Below are 21,676 nucleotides of genomic sequence, written 5' to 3'. Positions count from 1 at the left end.
AGGGGAAGATTAATGGCGTTTGAGGCAGGTAAGGCGGCCGTCGTTACGGACGAGGCGCTGCTGGCGACCTACGGGCGGGCGTTTCGCAAGATCGGCAAGTCTGTTGTGGTGGTGCCGCTGGGCCGCGACGTGCACGCGGGCCACATTGAGTTGATCCGTGCGGCGAAGTCGCTGCTCGGCTCGTATGTTGTGGTCACGTTTACTGGCGACGAGGTGCCGGACATCTTCGCCGAGGAGAAGGTGGACGTGGTGTTCCACGGCCCGCTGGAGACCAAGGTGCGGGTGGATTCCGGGATGGATCCGCTGGAGGACCCGGAGCACACGCAGCGCGAGGTGGCGCGCATCCTTGCTGCGATTAACGCCTCGCATGCGACGGATGTGGTGTTGGGGGAGAAGGACTTTGAGGTGCTCGTCGCCACGCAATATGCGGTCTCTGGCCTGCGTATGGAGGTCAAACTGCACTCCGTGCCTACCGTGCGCACCCCGAACGGGCTGGCGGTGTCGCTGCGCAACGCCGACGTGCCGGAGGATCTGCGCGAGGCCGCTCTCGCACTGCCGGCGGCGCTGACCGCAGGCGCCCACGCCGCTGAGCAGGGCGCCGAGGTCGTGCTTGAAACCGTGCGTGGTGTGCTCGCCGCCGAGGGCCTTGAACCGGCCTACCTTGAGCTGCGCGACCTGGCGATGCGCGAAGCGCCCGAGCGTGGCGACGCCCGCCTCCTCGCCGCCGTCGACCTCGGCCCTGTGCGCCTGGCCGACAACGTCGGTTTGCCGCTCGGGATTGGCTTCAAGCACATCGAAGAAGATAGGTAGCCGAACGGGCTGCGGTCGCAGGCGGTAGAATGCGGCGCATGTCTGTGCCCAACATCGCCGGAATCCTCGCCGACCGCTTCGGCTTCGCCTTCACCCCTGAGCAGGTGCGTGAAAGCGGCCGTACTGAAACGTCCACGTTGTACACCGCGTCGGACGACAAAGGCCACGCCGTAGAGGTGGAGGTCTTTGACACGAAGGTGGCGGAACACCTCGGCGCCGACGTGAACACGCTGAACAGCCGCCTCGCTTTGGCGGCGCACCCGGGCGCGTTCCAGCCGCGCAGTGTGGGCACCACCGACGAAGGGCAGCTTTTCGTCCTGCGCGAGGCCGCAACCGGCACGCCGCTCAGCGACCTCATTGCGGAAAAGGGCGCGACGTTTACCCAGCAGGAAGTGCGCGACTTGCTTGCCCCGGTGGCCGAGGCCATCGACGATTACGACTTGAAGGGCCTGTCCGGGTTCGTCTCCCGTTCTATTTCGCCGGAGCGCCTCTTGGTGCAGCCGCAGTGGTCGACCACCCCGGTGAAGCTCACCCTGGTTGGTCCGAGTACCGACGCGGTTGGCTCGGATGAGGAGTTGGCCAAGGCGAATGTGGACAAGTTCGCCAGCGTGGTCAGTCTGATGACGGGCGAGGCTCCGCGCGAGGGCACCCGCACCTGTGCGGACGTGCTGCAGATGGTGGCAGTGGGCGACGCGCCCCAGGAGGCGTCCAACATCGACGTTGCTCCCAACCCGGAGGACGGCTATCGCAAGCGCCCTGAGCCGTACGCGTACGGCCCGGACGGCAACTACACCCGCCCGGCGGCGACGAACGAGAAGAAAGTCCCGTGGCCGTGGATCATCGCGATCCTGGCGCTACTGCTCATCGCTATTGCGGCACTGTGGTATTGGTCCGCCAACCGCGGCGAGGCCTGGGAGGGTGCGGAGGCGCAGATCGCCGAGGAGTACCCGGATATCGTGTCCAAGAAGTCCGGCCAGAAGGGCTGGCAGGATCTGCGCTGCGAGAACGGCTCGACCGATCCGGACCAGGAAGGCAAGATCCGCTGCGCCAACGCAGAGTTGGGCGTGTCTGTGGTGAAGTACGCCGACGAGTATGACCGCGACGATGCGGTGCCGGACCCGCGCGAGGCCGTCGTTCTGGGCTCCGGTGAGTGCACCGTGAACTCCTATGAGTTGCCGGACGCGAACCCGCCTGCCTATGTGATGGTGCCGCAGGACAAGCCTGAATACCTCATGATTATTAACGGTTTGAACTCGGAAGAGCAGCGTCTGGATCTTCCGCTTTGCCAATAGACTACGATTGACCGGCGTGAGTACGCAGGATCTTTCAGAGCAGCAGCAAATCCGCCGGGAGAAGAGGCAACGGCTTATCGGCGAGGGCCGTGATGCCTACCCCGTCGAAGTTGACCGTACGACCTCGCTGAAGGACCTGCGGGCGAAGTACCAGGTCGTTGAAGAGGGCGAAGGCGACGGCGTGACCCGCCTTGAGGCCGGCCAGGAAACCCAGGATGTGGTGGCTGTCGCCGGCCGCATCATGTTCCAGCGCAACACCGGCAAGCTCTGCTTTGCCACCTTGCAGGAGGGTGACGGCACCCAGTTGCAGGTCATGTTGTCGCTGGCAGAGGTGGGCGAGGAGGCCCTCGCGCAGTGGAAGGCTGACACGGACCTGGGTGACATTGTCTCGGTTCGTGGGCGCATCATTGCTTCTCGACGAGGCGAGCTCTCCGTCCAGGCACAGTCCTGGCACATGGCCTCGAAGGCCTTGAGCCCGCTTCCGGTCGCGTTTGCGGACATGAACGAGGAGCAGCGCGTCCGTCGCCGTTACACGGATCTGATCATGCGCGAGGATGCGCGCAAGAACGCCATGACCCGCATCAAGGTCATGGCCGCGGTGCGTAAGTTCCTTACGGGCCTGGACTTTGTGGAGATTGAGACGCCGATGCTGCAGACGCTGCACGGCGGTGCTGCGGCTCGTCCGTTTGTCACCCACTCCAACGCGCTGGACATTGACCTCTACCTGCGCATCGCGCCGGAGCTTTACCTGAAGAGGGCCGTTGTTGGTGGTCTGGAGCGCGTCTTTGAGATCAATAAGAACTTCCGCAACGAGGGCGTGGATTCGTCCCACTCGCCGGAGTTCACCATGTTGGAGACCTACCAGGCGTGGGGCACCTACAAGGACGGTGCCGAAACCATGAAGGGTCTTGTCCAGTTCTGTGCCCAGGAAGTCTTCGGCTCCCAGAAGGTCACGCTGGCTGACGGCACCGAGTACGACTTCGGCGGCGAGTGGAAGGTACTGGAGATGTACCCGTCGCTCAACGAGGCGCTGCAGCGTAAGTTCCCGGGCCAGCCTGAGGTGACCATCGATTCCTCCGTGGAGGAACTCAAGGGCATCGCTGAGACTATCGGTCTGAAGGTTCCGGAGAATGCAGGCTGGCTGCACGGCAAGCTTGTTGAGGAAATCTGGGAGGAGCTTTGCTCCGACCAGCTCTACGAGCCGACCTTTGTCATTAACTTCCCGGTGGAGACCTCCCCGCTGACCCGCGACCACCGCGAGCAGCCGGGTGTGACCGAGAAGTTCGACCTCTACGTCCGTGGCTTCGAGCTGGCTACCGGCTACTCCGAGCTCATCGACCCCGTGATCCAGCGCGAGCGCTTCGAAGACCAGGCCCGCCTGGCGGCGCATGGTGACGACGAGGCCATGGTGCTCGACGAGGACTTCCTCGCCGCTATGGAGCAGGGCATGCCGCCGACAGCAGGTTGTGGCATGGGCGTGGACCGCCTGCTCATGGCCCTGACCGGCCTGGGCATCCGCGAGACCGTCCTGTTCCCGATGGTGAAGCCGGAGGCGTAACGACGATGCGCCGTTGGCCCCTCGCAGCAGCCGGAGTACTCCTCGCAGCCTCGTTGGCGGGCTGTGGCAGTAGTGAACAAGCAGAGCTTGCGGAGCCAACGGTGCCTACCACGCCAACCACAACAACGTCGCAGTTGCCCCCACCGGATTGCTCCACTGATGCAATCAAAAATTCGCCAGGGCTTGAAGAGTTTGAGCTGTATGGTCCTTGCGAAGGTGGCTTCACTCGTCCTGGAGTTCCGAATTCCGGCAACATCATCCTCGCGCAGTGGGACGGTAAGCACTGGGTAGAGGTAGAGCCCGACGGTGTGTGGGATGGCATGGGTATGGCGCGGCCGTGCTTTAACCCGGGTCGTCTTGAGGAGCTCGGCGTTCCCGAATCCCTAGCGGATAAGGAGCCACGCTGCGGCGTATACCCGCCTGGTCAGGAGCCGCCGCACAAGAAGCAGGCGAAGGCTTCCACCCCTGTGCCGACATCGAGCACACTCGACCCAAACTGGGGGATTAAGCGCGACAGCGATGGCGTGATTGTCGAGGCGCAGTTTGAAGGGGTTAAGCGTCAAATCTCCGCGCCGAATTGTGATGGACGAGGAATTCTCATTCTCGATTCCGTAATTGCGGACGGAGATATTGGCTCGACACACTCCAAGCTTGCGTTTGACATTGCGTATCTCGGCGATGGAAATGCTGAGTACACCTATCCAGGCCACTGCCCGTCGCTTCGCGCACAGGTCGATGGCAACGACATCTACCCGGTGTATCTCGACTTTGGTCACGACACGGATGCGCTGTGTGCTGCGAAGAAGGACTACGGCGGGAACGCGCGAGTGTTGTCGGATCGTGAGGAATATCTCGACCCCTGCTAATTGTGCACGGTGGTTATAACCAACTAACGTTTGATGTGACTAAACCATGTGGTTGAAAGGAGCATCAGCATGGCGACCACTAAGGCGAGCCTGCAAGATCAGGCTGCCGATATCCTCGCCGGAATCGGCGGGGCCGACAACATCGCGTCGATGACACACTGTGCGACCCGACTGCGGTTCGAACTCAACGACGCCTCCCTGGCCGACAAAGACCGCCTCGAAGCAAACCCGAAGGTAATGGGCGCGGTCCCCCAGGGCGGCAGCCACTACCAGGTCATTGTCGGTGGTGACGTGGCTACGGTGTACAACGCGATCAATAACCTGCCTGAGATGGCGGGCCGCACCACGTCCAACGACGAGCTAAAGAAGCAGCAGCGCGACAAGGCCAAGGGCAAGATGCCGTGGCTCGATACGTTCTTCGAGTATCTCTCAGACTCTTTCCGCCCGATCCTGGGCGTGCTGCTCGGCGCGTCGCTGATCATTGCGTTCGCTGCCTTCCTCGACGCCTTCGACATCATCGACTTCCGTGCGGAAGTGAAGACGCCGGGCTGGCAGTTCGTCGACGCCATGTGGGGCTCGGTGTTCTTCTTCCTGCCGGTGGCGGTTGCCTACAACGCGGGCAAGAAGCTCAACATCGACCCGTGGGTGCCGGCCGCGATCATGCTCGCGCTATTTACCCCGGACTTCATTGACTTGAAGGACCACCCCGATGCGCGGATGATCGATCTCTTCGGCGCACCGACCGACGTCGTCGACGTCTTCGGCCTGCCGATGATTCTGAACGGCTACAACGGCAACGTGTTCGTGCCGCTGATCATGGCGGCTGTTGCCGCCCTGCTGTACAAGGGGTTGCAGAAGATCATCCCGTCTGCCGTGCACATGGTGTTTGTGCCGTTTTTGACGCTGCTGGTCATGATCCCGGTCACCGCGTTTATCATCGGCCCGTTCGGCTACCTGCTCGGCGCGTGGATCGGTACTGGTCTGGCGTGGATGAACGGCAATGCGCCGTTCCTGTTCGCGCTGCTGATCCCGATGCTCTACCCGTTCCTGGTTCCGCTTGGCCTGCACTGGCCGCTCAACGCGTTGATGCTGGTGAACATCAACACCCTTGGCTACGACTTCATCCAGGGACCAATGGGTGCGTGGAACTTTGCCTGCTTCGGCGCCACCGCCGCGGTGCTGGCTATTTCTATTCGTGACCGCGACCCGCTGATGCGCCAGACCTCCGGTTCCGCCCTCGCCGCGGGCCTGCTCGGCGGCATCTCCGAGCCGTCGCTCTACGGTATCCACCTGCGCTTTAAGAAGATCTACCCGCGCATGCTCGTCGGCTGCTTCGCCGGCGGCCTGACTATCGCGATCCTGGGCACCCCGTTCGGTGGCGTGAAGACGAACGCGTTCGTGTTCACCTCCATCCCGACCATGTTCGTGTTCGACCCAATGTGGGTCTACATGATCGCCATCGCAGTGGCGTTCTTCACCTCGTTCTTCATCATCCTGATCACCGACTACCGCACCCCTGAGGAGAAGGCGGACGCGCTTGCTCGCGCGGCTGCTGCTCGTGAGGAGGAGCCGGTTGCGGTTGTGGGGTCGTCGCAAAGCACTGAAAGCACAGTGCTCGCTCCTGTCGCTGGTGAGGTTGTGGCGATGGCAGCGCTTAACGACGCCGCCTTCGCCTCCGGCGCCCTCGGCCAGGCTGTTGGTGTGATTCCGGCGAATGACAAACTCACCGTGGTTGCGCCCGCTGCGGGCAAGGTGATTTCTGTGGCGAAGACGGGCCACGCCTACGGCATCAAGACCGACGACGGCGCGGAACTGCTCGTCCACATCGGCATCGACACCGTGAAACTCGAGGGCGAGGGCTTCACCCCGCTGGTAGAGAAGAAACAGGAGGTCGCTGCCGGTGACGCACTGGCGGAGGTGGACTTCCCGGCGATTGCCGCCAAGGGGGTCGACACCACTGTGATCACCACCGTGGTCAACTCCAAGAAACTCGGCGGAGTAAACGACGTGGCCGATGGCACCGTCGAAATTGGAGATGCCATCCTCGAGATCACGCCCGCCGAGTAGGCTCGGTGCCATGACTGAGCGCACAGTTCTTCATGGCATTGGTGTGTCCGCCGGTACTGCCTGCGGACCCGTCGCGGTAGTGACCCCGGCGGTGGGTATCGATAACCACGAGCCCGCCTCCGTGGACCCCGAGGCGGATGGTCAGCGGATACGGGAAGTGTTGGGGGAGGTGGCGTCGTCGTTACGCGAACGTGCGGCGCACGCCAACTCGAAGGCGTCGCAGGACGTGCTCGAGGCCACCGCGGCGCTGGCCACGGACCGTGGCCTGACCCGCGGGGTGGACAAGGAACTGAAGAAGGGCAGCGGCCCCACCAAAGCGGTACACGATGCGGTGGAGACGTACGCGAACAAGCTGCGCAAGCTCGGCGGCTACATGGCCGAGCGTGTCACTGACCTCTACGACATCCGCGACCGCGCCACCGCGCGCCTGCGGGGCTTGCCGGAGCCGGGCGTGCCGGATCTGACGGCGCCGTCGATCCTGGTCGCGCACGATCTTGCGCCCGCCGAGACCGCCACACTGGATCCGGCGATGGTGCTCGGCATTGTCACCGAGGCGGGTGGCGCGACCTCGCATACCGCGATCCTCGCCGCACAGCTCGGCATCCCAGCTGCGGTGCAGGTCAAGGGCATTTCCGATGCGATTGTCGACGACCCCCGCATCGCCCTCGACGGCAGCACCGGCCAAATCATCGTCGCCCCGTCCGATGAGGACGTCGCCGAACTCGACGAGCGCTCCCGCCGCCGCGCCGCCGCACTGGAAGGCTCCGCCGGCGCCGGCGCCACCCGCGACGGCCACGCCGTGAAACTGCTGGCCAACATCGGCACCGCCGAAGACGCGGTGAAGGCTGCGGGCTATGACCTGGAAGGCTCCGGCCTGTTCCGCTCTGAGTTTCTCTTCCTGGACCGCGACTCCGCGCCCAGCGTGGACGAGCAGACCGAGACCTACACCAAGGTCCTCGAGGCCTTCGGTGCGCGCCGCGTGGTGGTGCGCACCCTCGACGCCGGCGCCGACAAGCCGCTGTCGTTTGCGGACCTTGGCGAGGAGGAAAACCCCGCCCTCGGCCGCCGTGGCCTGCGCCTGTCCCAAGCCCGCGAGGATCTGCTCGCCGACCAGTTGGAGGCACTCGCCAACGCGCAGCGTAACGTGCCGGACGCCGAACTGTGGGTCATGGCGCCCATGGTCGCCACGGTCGAGGAGGCCGAGTGGTTCGCCGAACGCGCCCGCGCTGCTGGACTGAAGCAGGTGGGCATCATGGTCGAAACCCCTGCGGCCGCGATTCGCGCCGGGCAGGTGCTCGACGTTGTGGACTTCGGCTCCATCGGCACCAACGACCTTTCCCAGTACACGATGGCCGCTGACCGCATGCAGGGCGAACTCGCCGAACTGCTCTCGCCCTGGCAGCCCGCGGTGCTGTCCATGATCCGCGAGACCTGCCGCGGCGGTGAAGCTACTGGCAAACCCATCGGTGTGTGCGGCGAGGCCGGCGGCGACCCGCTCATGGCCCTCGTCCTTGTCGGCCTTGGCGTGAAGTCACTGTCTATGGCGCCCGGCAAGGTCAACGCCGTGCGCGCGGCGCTGCGCCTGCACGACATGGATACCTGCCGGAAGATGGCCGATGCTGCCCTTGCCGCCCGGACCGCTGAAGATGCACGTGAGGCGGTGCTTGGGATCGCGGATTCGGTAATTCTTGACCTACTGTGAACCGCATAGTCTAGTATTGGCAGACAAGGTTGTTCACAATAGGGAAAGGGCTTCCCCATGAAGCGTTTCGCGTCCATTGCTTTGTCTGCCGCAGTTGGCCTTGGCCTCGTTGCTTGCTCCAGTGATTCGGGCGACCTCGAGCCACTTACGGTGTTAGCAGTGCCGACACCGCATGCGGAAATTCTGCGCTATGTCGATGAGAAGAATCCGGAGTACGAGCTCGACGTGAAGGTCGTTCCGGGTGGTATCGACCCGAACATGTCGGTAGCCAATGGCTCTGCTGCTGCGAACTTCTACCAACATCCGCCATACCTGCTGGACTGGGAGACTCAGACCGGTAAAAAGTTGGTCAACATCGTCGGAGTCCACATTGAGCCGATGGGGATGTACTCCAACTCCATTGATTCCATCGATCAGCTGAAACAAGGGGCGAAGATTGCGACGCCGAACTCCCCGTCCGACCTAGCGCGTGCGTTGATCCTGCTGGAGGCCAACGGTGTCATCGGTCTGGACCAGGAGATCGATCCGGCAAACGTGTCCAAGATCAACCTGCAGTCGATCACCGACAACCCGAAGGACATTGAGATCGTCCCAGTCGACGATGTGATCGTTATCCAGTCGTTGTCGGATGACTCGATCGACGGCGTCATCTCGTCGTCCAACTTCGCACTCCAGGTCGGCCTGAACCCGTCGGAGGATTCTGTCATTGCCGAGAGCCCGGAGAACAACCCGTACGTGAACATCCTCGCAGCCAATGAGGACGCGGCGAAGGATCCCCGCATCGAGAAGTTGGCGGCGGACCTGAGCTCGCCGGAGACCGCAGAGTGGATCCGCGAGAAGTACAGCGGCTCCGTAATCCCGGTGAATTAATGAAAATCCACGGTATCGACGTTGACCCGCAAGGCCGGTGCGCGCATTGGCATTCGGAGCGCGACGTCGTCGCCAACACCTGCGGGGCCTGCCACAAACTCTGGGCCTGTTCGCTGTGCCATGACGAGTTGGCGGATCACCGGTTTGTGGGCGTCGATAAGCACCTGCGCTCTGTGATGTGCGGCGCGTGCGGTTACATGATGACTCACGCCGAGTATGGGGCCGCGTGCCCCTCGTGCGGGCACCCGTTTAATCCGGGCTGCAAACTGCATGAAAGTGTGTATTTCAGGGATGTTCGCTAAGGGTGAACATCCCCTCTGAGCACTGCTTTTCGACGATTCCACGCCCCCGGCAGCCAAAACGTGGGAAGTGATGTCGCACCCCGGCGTTATGGTGGTGGACAACGATTTAGCTATAGAAGGGGTCAGCCACATGTTCGAGCGGTTTACCGACCGGGCCCGTCGCGTCATCGTCCTGGCGCAGGAGGAAGCGCGCGCGCTCAATCACAACTACATGGGCACCGAGCACATCCTGCTCGGCCTGATTAAGGAAGGCGAGGGCGTCGCCGCGAAGGCCCTCGAATCCATGGGTATCAACCTTGAGGATGTGCGCCGTGAGGTCATCGACATCATTGGCCACGGCACCCAGCCGGTCACCGGTCACATCCCGTTTACCCCGCGTGCCAAGAAGGTTCTGGAGCTCTCCCTGCGTGAGGGTCTGCAGATGGGCCACAAGTACATCGGCACCGAGTTTTTGCTGCTCGGCCTGATCCGTGAGGGCGAGGGCGTTGCGGCGCAGGTGCTGATCAAGCTCGGCGCTGACCTGCCGCGTGTGCGCCAGCAGGTTATCCAGTTGCTGTCTGGTTACGAGGGCGGCGAGGCGCAGAATCCGGAGTCCCCGCAGCAGGGCGGCGGCCCGGGCTTCGCAGGTGCGGGTGCTGGTGGCAACCGTGCAGGTGGTGGCGGCCCGCAGGGCGGCGAGCGTTCCAACTCGCTCGTACTCGACCAGTTCGGCCGTAACCTCACCGCAGCTGCCAAGGAAGGCAAGCTCGACCCGGTTGTGGGCCGTGACAAGGAAATCGAGCGCGTCATGCAGGTCCTGTCGCGCCGTACCAAGAACAACCCGGTGCTCATCGGTGAGCCGGGCGTCGGTAAGACCGCGGTCGTGGAGGGCTTGGCGCTCGACATTGCGAACGGCAACGTCCCGGAGACCCTGAAGGACAAGCAGGTTTACTCGCTGGACCTGGGCTCCCTGGTTGCAGGTTCGCGTTACCGCGGTGACTTCGAGGAGCGCCTGAAGAAGGTGCTCAAGGAGATCAACCAGCGCGGCGACATCATCCTGTTTATCGACGAGATCCACACCCTCGTCGGCGCCGGTGCCGCCGAAGGTGCGATCGACGCTGCTTCGCTGCTGAAGCCGAAGCTGGCTCGTGGCGAGCTCCAGACCATCGGCGCAACCACGCTGGACGAATACCGCAAGCACATTGAGAAGGACGCCGCTCTTGAGCGTCGTTTCCAGCCGGTGCAGGTGGACGAGCCGAGCATCGAGGACACCATCCAGATCCTCAAGGGTCTGCGCGACCGCTACGAGGCGCACCACCGCGTGTCCTACACCGACGATGCACTCAAGGCTGCAGCGAACCTGTCGGATCGCTACATCAACGATCGTTTCCTGCCGGATAAGGCAGTCGATCTTCTCGACGAGGCCGGCGCCCGCATGCGCATCAAGCGCATGACCGCCCCGGATTCCCTGCGTGAGGTCGACGACCGCATCGCTGAGGTCCGCAAGGAAAAGGAAGCGGCGATCGACGCCCAGGACTTTGAGAAGGCAGCCAGCCTGCGCGAAACGGAGCGCAAGCTCACCGAGGAGCGCGCCGCGAAGGAGAAGAAGTGGCGCTCGGACGACCTCGAGGACATCGCCGAGGTTGGCGAGGAGCAGATCGCTGACGTGCTGGCCAACTGGACCGGCATCCCGGTGTTCAAGCTCACCGAGAGCGAGTCGAAGCGCCTGCTCAACATGGAAGGCGAGCTGCACAAGCGCATCATCGGCCAGGACGAGGCTGTTAAGGCTGTGTCCCGTTCCATCCGCCGCACCCGCGCAGGTCTGAAGGATCCGAACCGTCCGTCCGGTTCGTTCATCTTCGCTGGCCCGTCCGGTGTGGGTAAGACGGAGCTGTCGAAGGCGCTTGCAGAGTTCCTCTTCGGCGACGACGACTCCTTGATCCAGGTGGACATGGGCGAGTTCCACGATCGCTTCACGGCGTCGCGTCTCTTCGGTGCCCCTCCGGGATACGTCGGCTACGAAGAGGGCGGCCAGCTCACCGAGAAGGTGCGCCGCAAGCCGTTCTCGGTCGTGCTTTTCGACGAGATCGAGAAGGCCCACAAGGAGATCTACAACACCCTCCTGCAGGTGCTGGAAGAAGGCCACGTCACCGACGGCCAGGGCCGCAACGTGGACTTCAAGAACACGGTGCTGATCTTCACCTCGAACCTGGGTACCTCCGACATCTCCAAGCCGGTCGGCCTGGGCTTCACCGGGGACACCGCCGCGGATTCCGAGGCGCAGTACGAGCGCATGAAGGGTAAGGTCCACGACGAGCTGAAGAAGCACTTCCGCCCGGAGTTCCTGAACCGTATCGACGAGATCGTCGTGTTCAAGCAGCTCTCCCAGGAAGAGATTGTCCAGATGGTGGACCTGCTCATCGCTCGAGTGGACAAGAACCTGGCCGCGCAGGACATGGGCATCGAGCTCACCGAGAACGCCAAGAACCTGCTTGCAGTCCGTGGTTTCGACCCCGTGCTGGGTGCACGTCCGCTGCGTCGCACCATCCAGCGCGAGATCGAGGACATCCTGTCCGAGAAGATCCTCTTCGGCGAGATCGGTGCCGGCGAGATCATCACCGTGGACGTCGAGGGCTGGGACGGCGACGTGGAGACGGCCCGCAAGGATCGTGGCAAGGCCGCCCCGGATGCGACCTTCACCTTCACCCCACGTCCACGCCCGCTGCCAGCGGAGGCCTTCGACGTCGAGCTGGAAGAAGAGGTCCGCGACATCGAGCCGGAGCGCACCCAGCCGGAGTCCGAAGCCTCCGAGTTCCCGGATGAGCGCGACACCGCAGACGATCAGAAGGGCAACGAGGGCAAGGAAGACAACGGCCCCGAGCCGGTGTAACCCCACCAGGCGGCTGCGGCACCGAGCACGCCAAGGATGCCCAGGACTAACGCGGTGATCTCCACCGCGTTGAGCCCCTCCACCACCTCATATGCAGGGTGGTCGGAGGGGCACACCCGTTTCATAGGCTGTTCGGCGAAACGATCATCCATCCACGCAATCGCATTATCGGCCTGCAAAAGCAGGGGAGCGGCATGGCCCGAACCAGGAACGCGTGGCGTCAACTGCAGACGCCCCGAAGACAATGGTTGCGTCGGGGAACCCGGCACCACCACGCGGCGGTACTCCACCTGCGCACCGACGGCGCAATAGTCCTCTGCCAGTTGGGTGGCTTGCGGCTCCGGAACGAGGTCGTCGTCGGCATTCGTCATCACCATGATCGGCGCAGACGGCGCGACGGTGCCCATTTTGTTCAGTTCCAGATACTTCGCCAGCCGCTCATCCGAGTGCACCACTTCAGCGAACGAGTTGCCTGCGGTGAACAGTGTGGAAGGGTCGGCCGGCGCAGACAACGAGGCGTCGACCACGCACGAGTTTTTCAGTCCTTCGAGCCAAACTTTGCCTTCGTCGGTGAGGTGTTCCTGCAAGGCCTCGCCGAATTCCGGGTAGCTTTCGGAGTAGCTCGCAGCGGCAAAACCGGCCACGGCGGTGAGCATCGGGGCGGTACCTTGCTCCAGCACACCCAGCGGGTCGGCTGGCGGAGCACCGGAGAACGTTCCCATCACGTTGAGTTCGGGGGCGTAGTCGGCGACGAGTTCCGCAGCGGCCGCGGCAGCGCCACCGCCTTGGGAGTAGCCCCAGAAGCCCACTTTTTGGTTTGGTTTTGCAACGGCGCGGGCGGCGTCGATAAGCGCATGCCCCTGATCCACCCTGTTCAAGTAGGTGTGCAACCCATCGGTGCCCAACCCGATGTAGTCGGTGACCACCACGGAATAGCCGGCATCCAGCAGCTTCTGTACCAGGGGCGCCTCATAGTTAATGTTCACGGTGCCGTCTTCGATGCGCACCAGCATGGACGAGCCTGCCGATGGCGCGCACTGATCACCCAGACCACGCGTGCCCGGTGCGAGCGCGATGAGTCCCTTCGCGCGGCGATGCTTGTAAAACGCCCCAGTCACCGCGACCTTCTCGCCCTTGTCATTCGTGGTGGTGTAGCGGATGCGCTGGCCGGTCGACCCTGGCACCCGCTTCACCGCGTCAAGCGAGCCCGCCTCGCTACCTGGTGCGCCGGCCAGTGGTTTCCACGATGACTCCGGAAGCGACGACAACGACGACGCGTCGCGTACCACCTCGAGTGTCGACGACCCCACCGACGACAGCGACGACAACGACTCCGCGCTCAGGTCCGCAGCCTGCGCGGATGGGGCCAATAACACCGGAATGAGCAGGGAGCACCAACGTTTTTGCATGTACAGCAGTGTAAACTGCCGGCTATGGGATTCCAGTTTCGTAAGCGCCAGAAGCTCAGCAAGGACAGCTGGCTGAATTACTCCGGTTCGGGCGTTTCCGCCTCCAAACGCGTCGGGCCAGTGACCATCAACTCCCGCGGCGGCGTATGGGTCAAGCTGCCGGGTGGGCTGACCTACCGCGGTAAGTGGAAGTAACCGCGCTCATCTTGTTCAGCGAGGCCGTCCTCCAACAGTGAGAACAGTGCGCGTGAGCGTTGCGCGTCGTCGGGCCAGACGGCATCGATAATCGCCTGCTCAACCGGCGAATCTGCCTCGCGCAGCACCTTCATAATCTTGCCACGCACCTGCCTATCCGTGCCCTCAAAACGTTGCGACGGCCGCCGCTGCCCCTCCTCAGGTGCCGGCCTGCCCGCCGCCAACCAGGCACAATCCTGCGCAACCGGGCACGCATCGCACTTCGGTGCCTTCGCGGTGCACACCAGCGCACCAAGCTCCATGAGCCCGACCGAAAACTCGGGACCGTTGTCCTCCGGAAGCAGGTGCGCAACCTCCTGGATTTCCTTCTTCCCCGGCACCCCCAGCGCCTGGCCGCGCTCCACACGCGCCACCACGCGACGCACATTCGTGTCAACAACCGGCACGTTCTTCCCGTAGGCGAAACACGCCACCGCCCGCGCCGTGTAGTCCCCAATGCCAGGCAGTGCCAGCAGCGCGTCCACATCGTCCGGCACAACGCCGCCATGCTTGTCGACGATCACCTGCGCGCACTCCCGCAACCTCAACGCCCGCCGTGGGTAGCCGAGGTTGGCCCAGGCGCGCAGGATGTCGTCGATACGCGCCTGCGCAAAATCGTGCGGAGTCGGCCAGCGCTCAATCCACTTCAACCAAATGGGGGCAACGCGCTCCACCTGGGTTTGGTGGCTCATAACCTCGCTGATCAGCACACCCCACGGTGACGTACCCGGTTTGCGCCACGGCAAATCCCGTGCGTTGGCGCGATACCAATCAACTATCTGATTTGGGCGAATATTCTGCACAATGCGTGCCACAATAGCCGGTATGACTAATGCAACAGAGCTCCAGGCCGCTACCTCCCCGCGCGAAGTGTGGGACCTGCTTCGCGCAGGCAACGAGCGATTCGCCACCGGCAACACCGTCGCCCCGCACCGCGACGCCGAAACACTCCAGCAGCTCACCTCCGGCCAGAACCCAGCCGTATGTGTCATCGGTTGTTCTGACTCGCGCGTGCCCGTCGAGCTGCTTTTCGACGCCGGCTTCGGCGACATCTTCGTCATCCGCACCGCCGGCGGCTGCGTCGACTCCGCTGTCTCCGCATCCGTGGAGTTCGCCGTCGACGGCCTCGGAGTAGACCTCGTGCTGTTCCTCTCCCACGAAAAGTGCGGCGCTGTCGGCTCCGCAGTCCAGGCGTTCGAGTCCGGCGAGATCCCGCACGGCCTGACCCGCCTGTTCGTCGAGAAGATCGCCCCATCCATCGTCGAGGCCGAAAAGCGCGGCGAACAGGTCGAGCAAGCCCACGCCCGCCACGGCGCCGAGCACTTGGTCGCCCGCATCCCCGCCGTCGTTGCTGGCTTGAGCAAGCGCAGCATCGGTGTGGTTGGCGCGCGTTACCGTCTTTCGGACGGCCGTGTCGAGACCACCTACGAAAACTTCGGCGATTAAGTTATAAGCATGTCGAACCAGCGCCCATTGCCCCCGGAGATCTACATGCGTCGCCGCGTCGCGGCCCTCGTCATCCTCCTCGTGGTTGTGGCGTTGCTGGTCTGGGCGCTTTCCGCCATGGCCCGCAGCGGCGGATCCGGATCGGATGGGGCAACCGAAACCTCCACCGAGCAAACCGTGAACCCGACCGTGGCTACCGAGCCGACCGTCGCCGCGCCTGAGGAATCTACGTCTGAGACTGCGTCCGCATCCCCGTCGGAGGAACCTTCCTCCAGTGTTGAGGCCGCACCGGCCCGCACTGGCGCATGCGAACTCAAGGACCTACGGATCAAGGCGTTGCCGAACCAGCCGTCCTACGCCGCAGGCACCGAGCCGGTGTTCTACATGGAAGTGGAAAACCCGACCGACACCGACTGCGTCATCGACCTTGACGAGAACATCCTGCGCTTCGAGGTGTACGACATGCGTACCAACGAGCGCATGTGGGCAGACACCGACTGCTACCAGCCCGTCGTGTCCGGCACCCAGACCTACAAGGCGGGGGAGAAGCAGGGCTACCAGGCTCGCTGGTCCGGCACCGTATCTCAGCCGGGTAAGTGTGATGACCGTCCCGCGATCGAGCCGGGGTCCTACTTCCTGCACACGGTCATCGGCGACAATGCTTCGGAAGCAGCCCCCTTCAACATCACCTAGTTTCTTGTAGTTACTTAGCTAACAGCGCGATCGCCTCCCCGAGCGTAGAGACCTGACTGACCCGCATTCCCTCGACCGGTTCGAGTTCTCCGCTGGGCACGATCGCGTTTTCGTATCCCAACCTCGCCGCCTCCTGCAGGCGGCGTCCGAGGTTAGGCACCCTTCGTAGTTCACCCGCGAGGCCCACTTCGCCGATGACCACAGTCTTCGGCGGCAGCGGTGTTTCGTGCAGGCTCGACCATGTAGCCAGCGCGACCGCAAGATCCGTTGCTGTTTCGGTGATCTTCACACCGCCAACGGTTGCTACGTACGCGTCCTTGTCATTCGTGCGCTGCCCGCAGCGTGCCTGCAGGACAGCGAGCACCATCGGCACCCTGTTGAAATCCAAGCCCGTGACCACGCGTCGCGGGCTCTTATTCACCGGATCGACGGTAAGTGCCTGGACTTCCGCCAGCATCGGCCGGACGCCATCCATCGCCACCGTGACCGCAGAACCGTCCGGAGTCTTCCCGCGGTGAGAGAGGAACAGCCCCGATGGGTCCGGTACCTCCCGGATGCCACCAGCGGTCTGCTCGAAGCACCCCACCTCGTCCGTTGCCCCGAAGCGATTCTTCATGCCACGCAGCATGCGTAACGACGACTGCCTGTCACCCTCAAAGTTCAACACCACATCCACCAGGTGCTCGAGCACGCGCGGGCCGGCCACGTTGCCGTCCTTAGTCACATGCCCCACCAGGATGATCGGCAGGTTCGTCGTCTTCGCCAGTGTGGTCAGCGCAGCCGTTACTGCGCGGGACTGTGCCACCCCACCCGCAACACCCTCCACACCCGCGGCGTGCATAGTCTGCACCGAATCCACAATGAGCAGCGAGGGGTTGACCTGCTGGACGTGGCCAAACACCACGTCGAGGTTCGACTCCGCCGCCAAGTACAGCGTGTCTTTCAGCGCATCGGTGCGCTCAGCACGGGCACGGACCTGGCCTGCAGATTCCTCAGCAGTCACGTATAGCGCCTTGCGGCCATCCATCGCCGCCCACCGGGATGCCACCTCAAGCAACAGCGTCGATTTACCCACGCCCGGCTCACCGGCCATCAGCACCACCGACCCCGGCACGACACCGGAACCCAACACCCGGTCGAGTTCCCGGATGCCAGAGGGCAACGTGCGCGTCGCAGTCGCGTTCACCTTCGTAATCGGGGTTGCGGGCGACGTTGGTGTCAGCGCGGACGTCTTTACCGAACCTGCGGAAACCGCAGCCGGCGCTTCTTCTTGCAACGTGCCCCACGACCCGCACTCAGGGCAGCGGCCGAGCCACTTCGGGGAAGAGTAGCCGCATTCGGAGCACGTGTGGATCACGCGAGGTTTCTTAGCCATGTGCGACACCGTATAACACGCACACGACACGGAGCCTGCAAGTGTTCGAAAAGTGTTCGAAAACGTAAAGGCCGCTGGTTAACCCAGCGGCATGTGTTCGTCGATAAGCGAAAAGCTCTTAGTGCTTCGCGCCAGTCTCGCGGTCAACCTGGCCCGAAACGAGGTGCGGTGCAGACACGGTAGCCACAACGTCGATGGAGCCGGTGTCAAAGTTGAACGTGACCGGGACGTTGCCGCCGTACGCGAAATCGTCGTTAGCCAGCGAGGTAGCGGTGTAGCTGATGCAGTTCGCGTCATCCTGCGGCAGGCGCTCGAGGCCCTCGGCGGAATCAGCAACCAACACGCAGTTGTACTTAATCGTGTTGTTGTTTGCGATCTTGACGGTGTTGCCACCAGCGGTGACGGACTTCAACGTGTGATCCGTCATGGAGGTGTCCTGGTTCGTCGCGGTGAACTTGAGGGCAGCCTTGCCGTCCTCAGCCAAGACGACGGTGACATCCTGCACAGCAACTTCGCCGTTCTCGGTTGCGGCGCTGGCACCATCCACAGCAGCGACCTGGTTCGAGGTCTGAGTAATCTGGCCAGCGGAGCAGCCAACAAGGGCCAAGGATGCGCAGCCAGCGGCAGCGATAACGGCTACCTGCTTCAGGGACTTCACGTGGGGTCCTCCATAGTCAAACGGTTTCGAAGGTTATTCTCTGGAATACTTTAGCGCCTAGACAGCAACTTTTCCCATTTTATCCCCTATTCGGAGCTTTGAAGGCGGTGGTAGGGTTGTGGGGTCAAAACTTCGCCGGGAGCACCAAGGAGCGTTTATGGAATTCAAGGTCGGAGAAGTGGTCGTTTACCCGCACCACGGCGCGGCGCGTATCGCCGACATCGAAGAGCGTGAGATGCGCGGCGAGAAGCTGGACTTCTTGGTGCTGCAGATTCTCCACTCAGACCTTGAGGTTCGCGTGCCCGTAAAGAACTCCGAGCTTGTCGGTGTGCGTGACGTAGTCAACGAGGAGGGCCTGCAGAAGGTGTTCTCCGTGCTGCGTGAGACGGATGTTGAGGAGGCTGGCAACTGGTCTCGTCGCTACAAGGCGAACCAGGAGCGCCTTGCCTCCGGCGACATTAATAAGGTGGCCGAGGTTGTACGTGACCTGTGGCGCCGTGACCAGGGCAAGGGTCTTTCTGCTGGTGAGAAGCGCATGCTTGGCAAAGCTCGCCAGATTCTCGTCGGCGAGCTCGCGCTTGCAGAGCCTGTCGATGAGAAGAAGGTCGAGGAGATGGAAGCCGAGATCCAGAAGATCATCGACGAGCAGGTCAAGGCCGGTATCTCCGAGGCGCCGGGCGATGTTGACGCCGAAGATGATGTTGACCTCGACGAGCTTTCTTTCGACGACGAGTAAGACGAGCCCTTGGACCGCCGTGTTGTAGCGGTTGTTGCCGCAGCAGGTCAGGGCACCCGGCTGGGCGCTGAGGTGCCAAAGGCGTACGTCCCGTTGCGCGGGCGCACGCTTTTGGAGCGTTCCGTCACCGCGATGGAAACCTCCGAGATTGTGGACCAGATTCTCGTCGTCATCAGCCCTGCCATGGAGGAGCACGCCCGTCAGTGCCTGCGGGGGCACGACGTGCAGTTTGTGCATGGCGGTGCGGAGCGCGCGGACTCCATCTACGCAGCGCTCGAAGCAATTTCGCTTGACGACGCCTGCGTGCTCGTCCACGACGCCGCCCGCGCCCTCACCCCTCCCGGCATGATTGCCCGCGTGGCCCGTGCCGTGCTCGATGGCGCGCCCGCGGTGGTGCCGGTTGTACCTGTCGCGGACACCATTAAACAGGTCAGTGGGGGTGCGGTGAATGCGGTGGAGGCGACGCTGGACCGCGGCCGTTTGCGGGCCGCACAGACACCGCAAGGCTTTGACCTGCGCCAATTGCGTGCCGCCAACCGTGCTTACCTTGAGCAGTCGCCCGAGTTCGTGGCAACTGATGACGCGTCCCTGATGGAGTGGTACGGCGCCCCCGTCACCACAGTTCAGGGCGATCCGATGGCGTTCAAGATTACCACCCCGATCGATCTTCGCCTGGCGAAAAGCATTACCGATGAGGCCGAGCCGACCGTGTTCGAGATCCCCGGCAACTAGCTAGGGCGTTCGAACGAATTATCTAAAAAGTTTCGAAAAACCCTTGCATTGTCGCGGTGGTGGCATGTATGTTCGATTGAAAGATCGAAAGGGGGGACAATGTCTACCGGATACTTCGCAACAGAACGTCAGGATGACCAGATTAGCGTCGCAGGTCAAGCGATGCGAGACGCGGAATACAGTATCTTTCACGCTTACGCTGAGCCCGGTGCGATTATCGACGACTTCGAACTGGTAAGCCAGCGCATCGCAAGCGCCGCCGGCCGTACCGTGAGCTGGGCTGAAAGCGGAATTCTTGGGTATAGCGTCTTGGCAGACCTGCCGAAACTACGCCAAATGCAGGCTGATATGCGACGGCTAGATATCACGCGCCTTAGCGCAATCGAGACCGTGCTAAACCGGTTGAACGATCTCGCCACGCCCGAAGTGTTGGCTGAGTTCGACGACTACCTAGTCAAGGTGTTCACGCCGCGTTCCGCCGGGATGGAGTTGCCATCGGCGACGTCGCTAAAGCGCCGCCTGCGGGACCGGATCAAGCAGGTTGATGCGAAGTTGGCACCAAGCCCGAAGAAAACGAAAGCTCGCAAGAAAGCAAAAGATGCGCCATTCGGCACCTGCCAAGGCGTGTTCTATGGCCAAGACGACGGGGACGCCGGTCTGAATATCTCTGGCGACTCGGCAACGATTGGTCTGATGGATATGTATGTCGGTGCCGTCGCGAAGGAACACAAGCTCAGTCGTGACGATGCACTGCAGATGATCCTCACCGGCCAGCAGCACTCGTCGATTCAGTTGGTGCTGCACGTGTTTTCGCCGAAGACCCCAGGCGCCGGCTACTTCGTTCCCGGCTTCGGCTGGTCGGGGGCAGACGGCACGGAAATCATCGACGCGCTCAAAGAAACCGCCAAGGTGAAGGTCATCGACCTCGACGAGGCTGAACATGCCGAGACCGACGCCTATGTGCCCACCGAAGCAATGAAGGCGTTCGTGCAAACCCGCGACGGTACCTGCCGTTGGCCGGGTTGCAACGTTGCCGCGAGGCGCTGCCAGCTCGACCACCGCATTCCCTACGGCAACGGCGGCAAAACGACGCCGTCGAACCTGTTCTGTCTGTGCCAGCGTCACCACAACATCAAGACGGACCGCCGCGCTACCTATGTGGTCGATCACGTCACGGGCGAAGTCGTCTGGCTTTTCGATGACGGCACCTTCCAGGTCAGCGAACCCGACGGCTTGATCGTCGAGTATCTCGCCGAAGGTGAAAACCCGCGGTGGAAGTCCACTCTGGAACAGCGTCGGAAGCGGCGCCGCGACAGTGCGGAGTTCAACGCCCGGTGTCACTCGGCGGTGGAGCAGTACGAAAAGGACTACGACTGGGAAGCCTGCGTGGAAACGATCACCACGCTGGAGGATAAGTTTGGCCGCAAGTTCGAGTATGCGCCGGAGAAGATGCCGGAGATTACGCCGGAACTCCTCGCCTCGCTGAAGAGACACCTGCGCGACCTCGAACTGGAGCGCGAGGGCTTCGAAGAATGCGACTCGGCGTCCCCGGAGTCGGTAGTGTTCAGTCCATGACGAATCTGCGAGTTGGTACTGCCTTCGATGCCCATCAGATCCAGGCCGGGAAGGAGTGCTGGATCGCCGGAATTCTGCACGAGGGCCAGGATGGTTGCGAAGGTCATTCAGATGGCGATGTTGTCAGCCACGCGATCGTGGACGCGGTGCTGTCGGCGGCGGGCCTTGGGGATCTCGGCTCGTTCGTCGGGGTCGGCCGCCCGGAGTATGACGGGGTCCGAGGGGTGCAGTTGCTCGAGGAGCTCCGTGCGCTTGTCGACGACCACGGCCACACCGTCGTCAATGTTTCTGCACAAATGATTGGGCAGACCCCGAAGATGGGCCCGGTGCGGGAGGAAGCGGAAAGGGTCCTCTCTGAGGCCCTGGGGGCCCCGGTATCGGTGTCGGCGACGACGACGGACCACATGGGGTTCACTGGTTCGGGTGAGGGCCGGGCGGCGATTGCCACTGCGTTGGTGGAATTGAACGGCAACGTAGGATAA

20 protein-coding genes are annotated in these 21,676 nt (G+C 62.9%); 16 read left to right on the top strand and 4 right to left on the bottom strand.

Features of this window, described 5'->3' with window-relative positions; genetic code table 11:
- Window positions 1-12 precede the first annotated feature (12 nt).
- The 9 genes from HMPREF2656_RS06230 (at window position 13) to HMPREF2656_RS06195 (ending at window position 12,336) form a co-directional block, all read left to right on the top strand.
- Window positions 13-810, top strand: coding sequence for a pantoate--beta-alanine ligase (locus HMPREF2656_RS06230; RefSeq protein ID WP_070816137.1), 798 nt, complete (start codon window positions 13-15; stop codon window positions 808-810).
- 38 nt (window positions 811-848) lie between these two features.
- Window positions 849-2,102, top strand: coding sequence for a hypothetical protein (locus tag HMPREF2656_RS06225; RefSeq protein WP_070483446.1), 1,254 nt, complete (start codon window positions 849-851; stop codon window positions 2,100-2,102).
- A gap of 16 nt (window positions 2,103-2,118) precedes the next feature.
- Window positions 2,119-3,660: a lysine--tRNA ligase gene (gene lysS / locus HMPREF2656_RS06220; protein ID WP_070816136.1), complete on the top strand. Its 1,542-nt coding sequence runs from the start codon at window positions 2,119-2,121 to the stop codon at window positions 3,658-3,660.
- 5 nt (window positions 3,661-3,665) lie between these two features.
- On the top strand, window positions 3,666-4,526 hold the full coding sequence (locus HMPREF2656_RS06215) for a hypothetical protein (RefSeq protein WP_141761032.1): 861 nt from the start codon (window positions 3,666-3,668) through the stop codon (window positions 4,524-4,526).
- Between the two features lie 69 nt (window positions 4,527-4,595).
- Complete coding sequence (locus HMPREF2656_RS06210) at window positions 4,596-6,593, top strand: glucose PTS transporter subunit IIA (RefSeq protein WP_070816134.1); 1,998 nt, start codon at window positions 4,596-4,598, stop codon at window positions 6,591-6,593.
- A 10-nt stretch (window positions 6,594-6,603) separates the two neighbouring features.
- The gene (ptsP, locus tag HMPREF2656_RS06205) at window positions 6,604-8,295 is read left to right on the top strand and encodes a phosphoenolpyruvate--protein phosphotransferase (RefSeq protein WP_070816133.1); all 1,692 of its coding nucleotides are present in this window, start codon (window positions 6,604-6,606) and stop codon (window positions 8,293-8,295) included.
- Between the two features lie 57 nt (window positions 8,296-8,352).
- Window positions 8,353-9,165 (top strand): MetQ/NlpA family ABC transporter substrate-binding protein, encoded by an 813-nt coding sequence (locus HMPREF2656_RS06200; protein ID WP_070422489.1) that lies wholly within the window; start codon window positions 8,353-8,355, stop codon window positions 9,163-9,165.
- The gene (locus HMPREF2656_RS12515; RefSeq protein WP_083319468.1) at window positions 9,165-9,467 is read left to right on the top strand and encodes a CHY zinc finger protein; all 303 of its coding nucleotides are present in this window, start codon (window positions 9,165-9,167) and stop codon (window positions 9,465-9,467) included. The genes HMPREF2656_RS06200 and HMPREF2656_RS12515 overlap by 1 nt, the downstream gene beginning before the upstream one ends.
- 130 nt (window positions 9,468-9,597) lie before the next feature.
- The gene (locus tag HMPREF2656_RS06195) at window positions 9,598-12,336 is read left to right on the top strand and encodes an ATP-dependent Clp protease ATP-binding subunit (protein WP_070816132.1); all 2,739 of its coding nucleotides are present in this window, start codon (window positions 9,598-9,600) and stop codon (window positions 12,334-12,336) included.
- On the opposite strand, the gene HMPREF2656_RS06190 is transcribed toward HMPREF2656_RS06195, so the two are convergent.
- The gene (locus tag HMPREF2656_RS06190) at window positions 12,288-13,745 is read right to left on the bottom strand and encodes a lipase family protein (protein WP_070816131.1); all 1,458 of its coding nucleotides are present in this window, start codon (window positions 13,743-13,745) and stop codon (window positions 12,288-12,290) included. The genes HMPREF2656_RS06195 and HMPREF2656_RS06190 overlap by 49 nt on opposite strands.
- 24 nt (window positions 13,746-13,769) lie before the next feature.
- Between HMPREF2656_RS06190 and HMPREF2656_RS12510 the strand changes: the two genes are divergently transcribed.
- Entirely contained in the window at window positions 13,770-13,940 is a 171-nt protein-coding gene (locus tag HMPREF2656_RS12510; protein WP_083319467.1) for a DUF4236 domain-containing protein, read from the top strand.
- On the opposite strand, the gene HMPREF2656_RS06185 is transcribed toward HMPREF2656_RS12510, so the two are convergent.
- Window positions 13,919-14,671, bottom strand: coding sequence for an HhH-GPD family protein (locus HMPREF2656_RS06185; RefSeq protein WP_371440650.1), 753 nt, complete (start codon window positions 14,669-14,671; stop codon window positions 13,919-13,921). The two genes, HMPREF2656_RS12510 and HMPREF2656_RS06185, sit on opposite strands and share 22 nt — an antisense overlap.
- Window positions 14,672-14,804: 133 nt before the next feature.
- On the opposite strand from HMPREF2656_RS06185, the gene HMPREF2656_RS06180 reads away from it, so the two are divergent.
- Both HMPREF2656_RS06180 and HMPREF2656_RS06175 read left to right on the top strand, forming a co-directional pair.
- Window positions 14,805-15,425: a carbonic anhydrase gene (locus HMPREF2656_RS06180; RefSeq protein WP_070422492.1), complete on the top strand. Its 621-nt coding sequence runs from the start codon at window positions 14,805-14,807 to the stop codon at window positions 15,423-15,425.
- Window positions 15,426-15,434: 9 nt separating this feature from the next.
- A complete protein-coding gene (locus tag HMPREF2656_RS06175; RefSeq protein WP_070816130.1) occupies window positions 15,435-16,118 on the top strand; it encodes a hypothetical protein in 684 nt (227 codons plus the stop codon).
- A 10-nt stretch (window positions 16,119-16,128) separates the two neighbouring features.
- Here the strand turns inward: HMPREF2656_RS06175 and radA are convergent, their stop codons facing one another.
- The gene (gene radA, locus HMPREF2656_RS06170) at window positions 16,129-17,493 is read right to left on the bottom strand and encodes a DNA repair protein RadA (protein ID WP_070771822.1); all 1,365 of its coding nucleotides are present in this window, start codon (window positions 17,491-17,493) and stop codon (window positions 16,129-16,131) included.
- 118 nt (window positions 17,494-17,611) lie between these two features.
- Window positions 17,612-18,151, bottom strand: coding sequence for a hypothetical protein (locus HMPREF2656_RS06165; protein ID WP_070422495.1), 540 nt, complete (start codon window positions 18,149-18,151; stop codon window positions 17,612-17,614).
- Between the two features lie 157 nt (window positions 18,152-18,308).
- Between HMPREF2656_RS06165 and HMPREF2656_RS06160 the strand changes: the two genes are divergently transcribed.
- From HMPREF2656_RS06160 to ispF, 4 genes are all read left to right on the top strand, one after another.
- Entirely contained in the window at window positions 18,309-18,887 is a 579-nt protein-coding gene (locus HMPREF2656_RS06160) for a CarD family transcriptional regulator (RefSeq protein WP_070450262.1), read from the top strand.
- 9 nt (window positions 18,888-18,896) lie between these two features.
- A complete protein-coding gene (gene ispD, locus HMPREF2656_RS06155) occupies window positions 18,897-19,619 on the top strand; it encodes a 2-C-methyl-D-erythritol 4-phosphate cytidylyltransferase (protein WP_070816129.1) in 723 nt (240 codons plus the stop codon).
- A gap of 99 nt (window positions 19,620-19,718) precedes the next feature.
- Window positions 19,719-21,194: an HNH endonuclease signature motif containing protein gene (locus tag HMPREF2656_RS06150; RefSeq protein WP_070816128.1), complete on the top strand. Its 1,476-nt coding sequence runs from the start codon at window positions 19,719-19,721 to the stop codon at window positions 21,192-21,194.
- Entirely contained in the window at window positions 21,191-21,676 is a 486-nt protein-coding gene (gene ispF / locus HMPREF2656_RS06145) for a 2-C-methyl-D-erythritol 2,4-cyclodiphosphate synthase (RefSeq protein ID WP_070816127.1), read from the top strand. The genes HMPREF2656_RS06150 and ispF overlap by 4 nt, the downstream gene beginning before the upstream one ends.

Source organism: Corynebacterium sp. HMSC034B08 (assembly GCF_001835805.1).
Taxonomy (GTDB): domain Bacteria; phylum Actinomycetota; class Actinomycetes; order Mycobacteriales; family Mycobacteriaceae; genus Corynebacterium; species Corynebacterium coyleae.
Note: the sequence above shows the minus strand (reverse complement) of the source record. Positions and strands in the feature narration are given on the sequence as shown.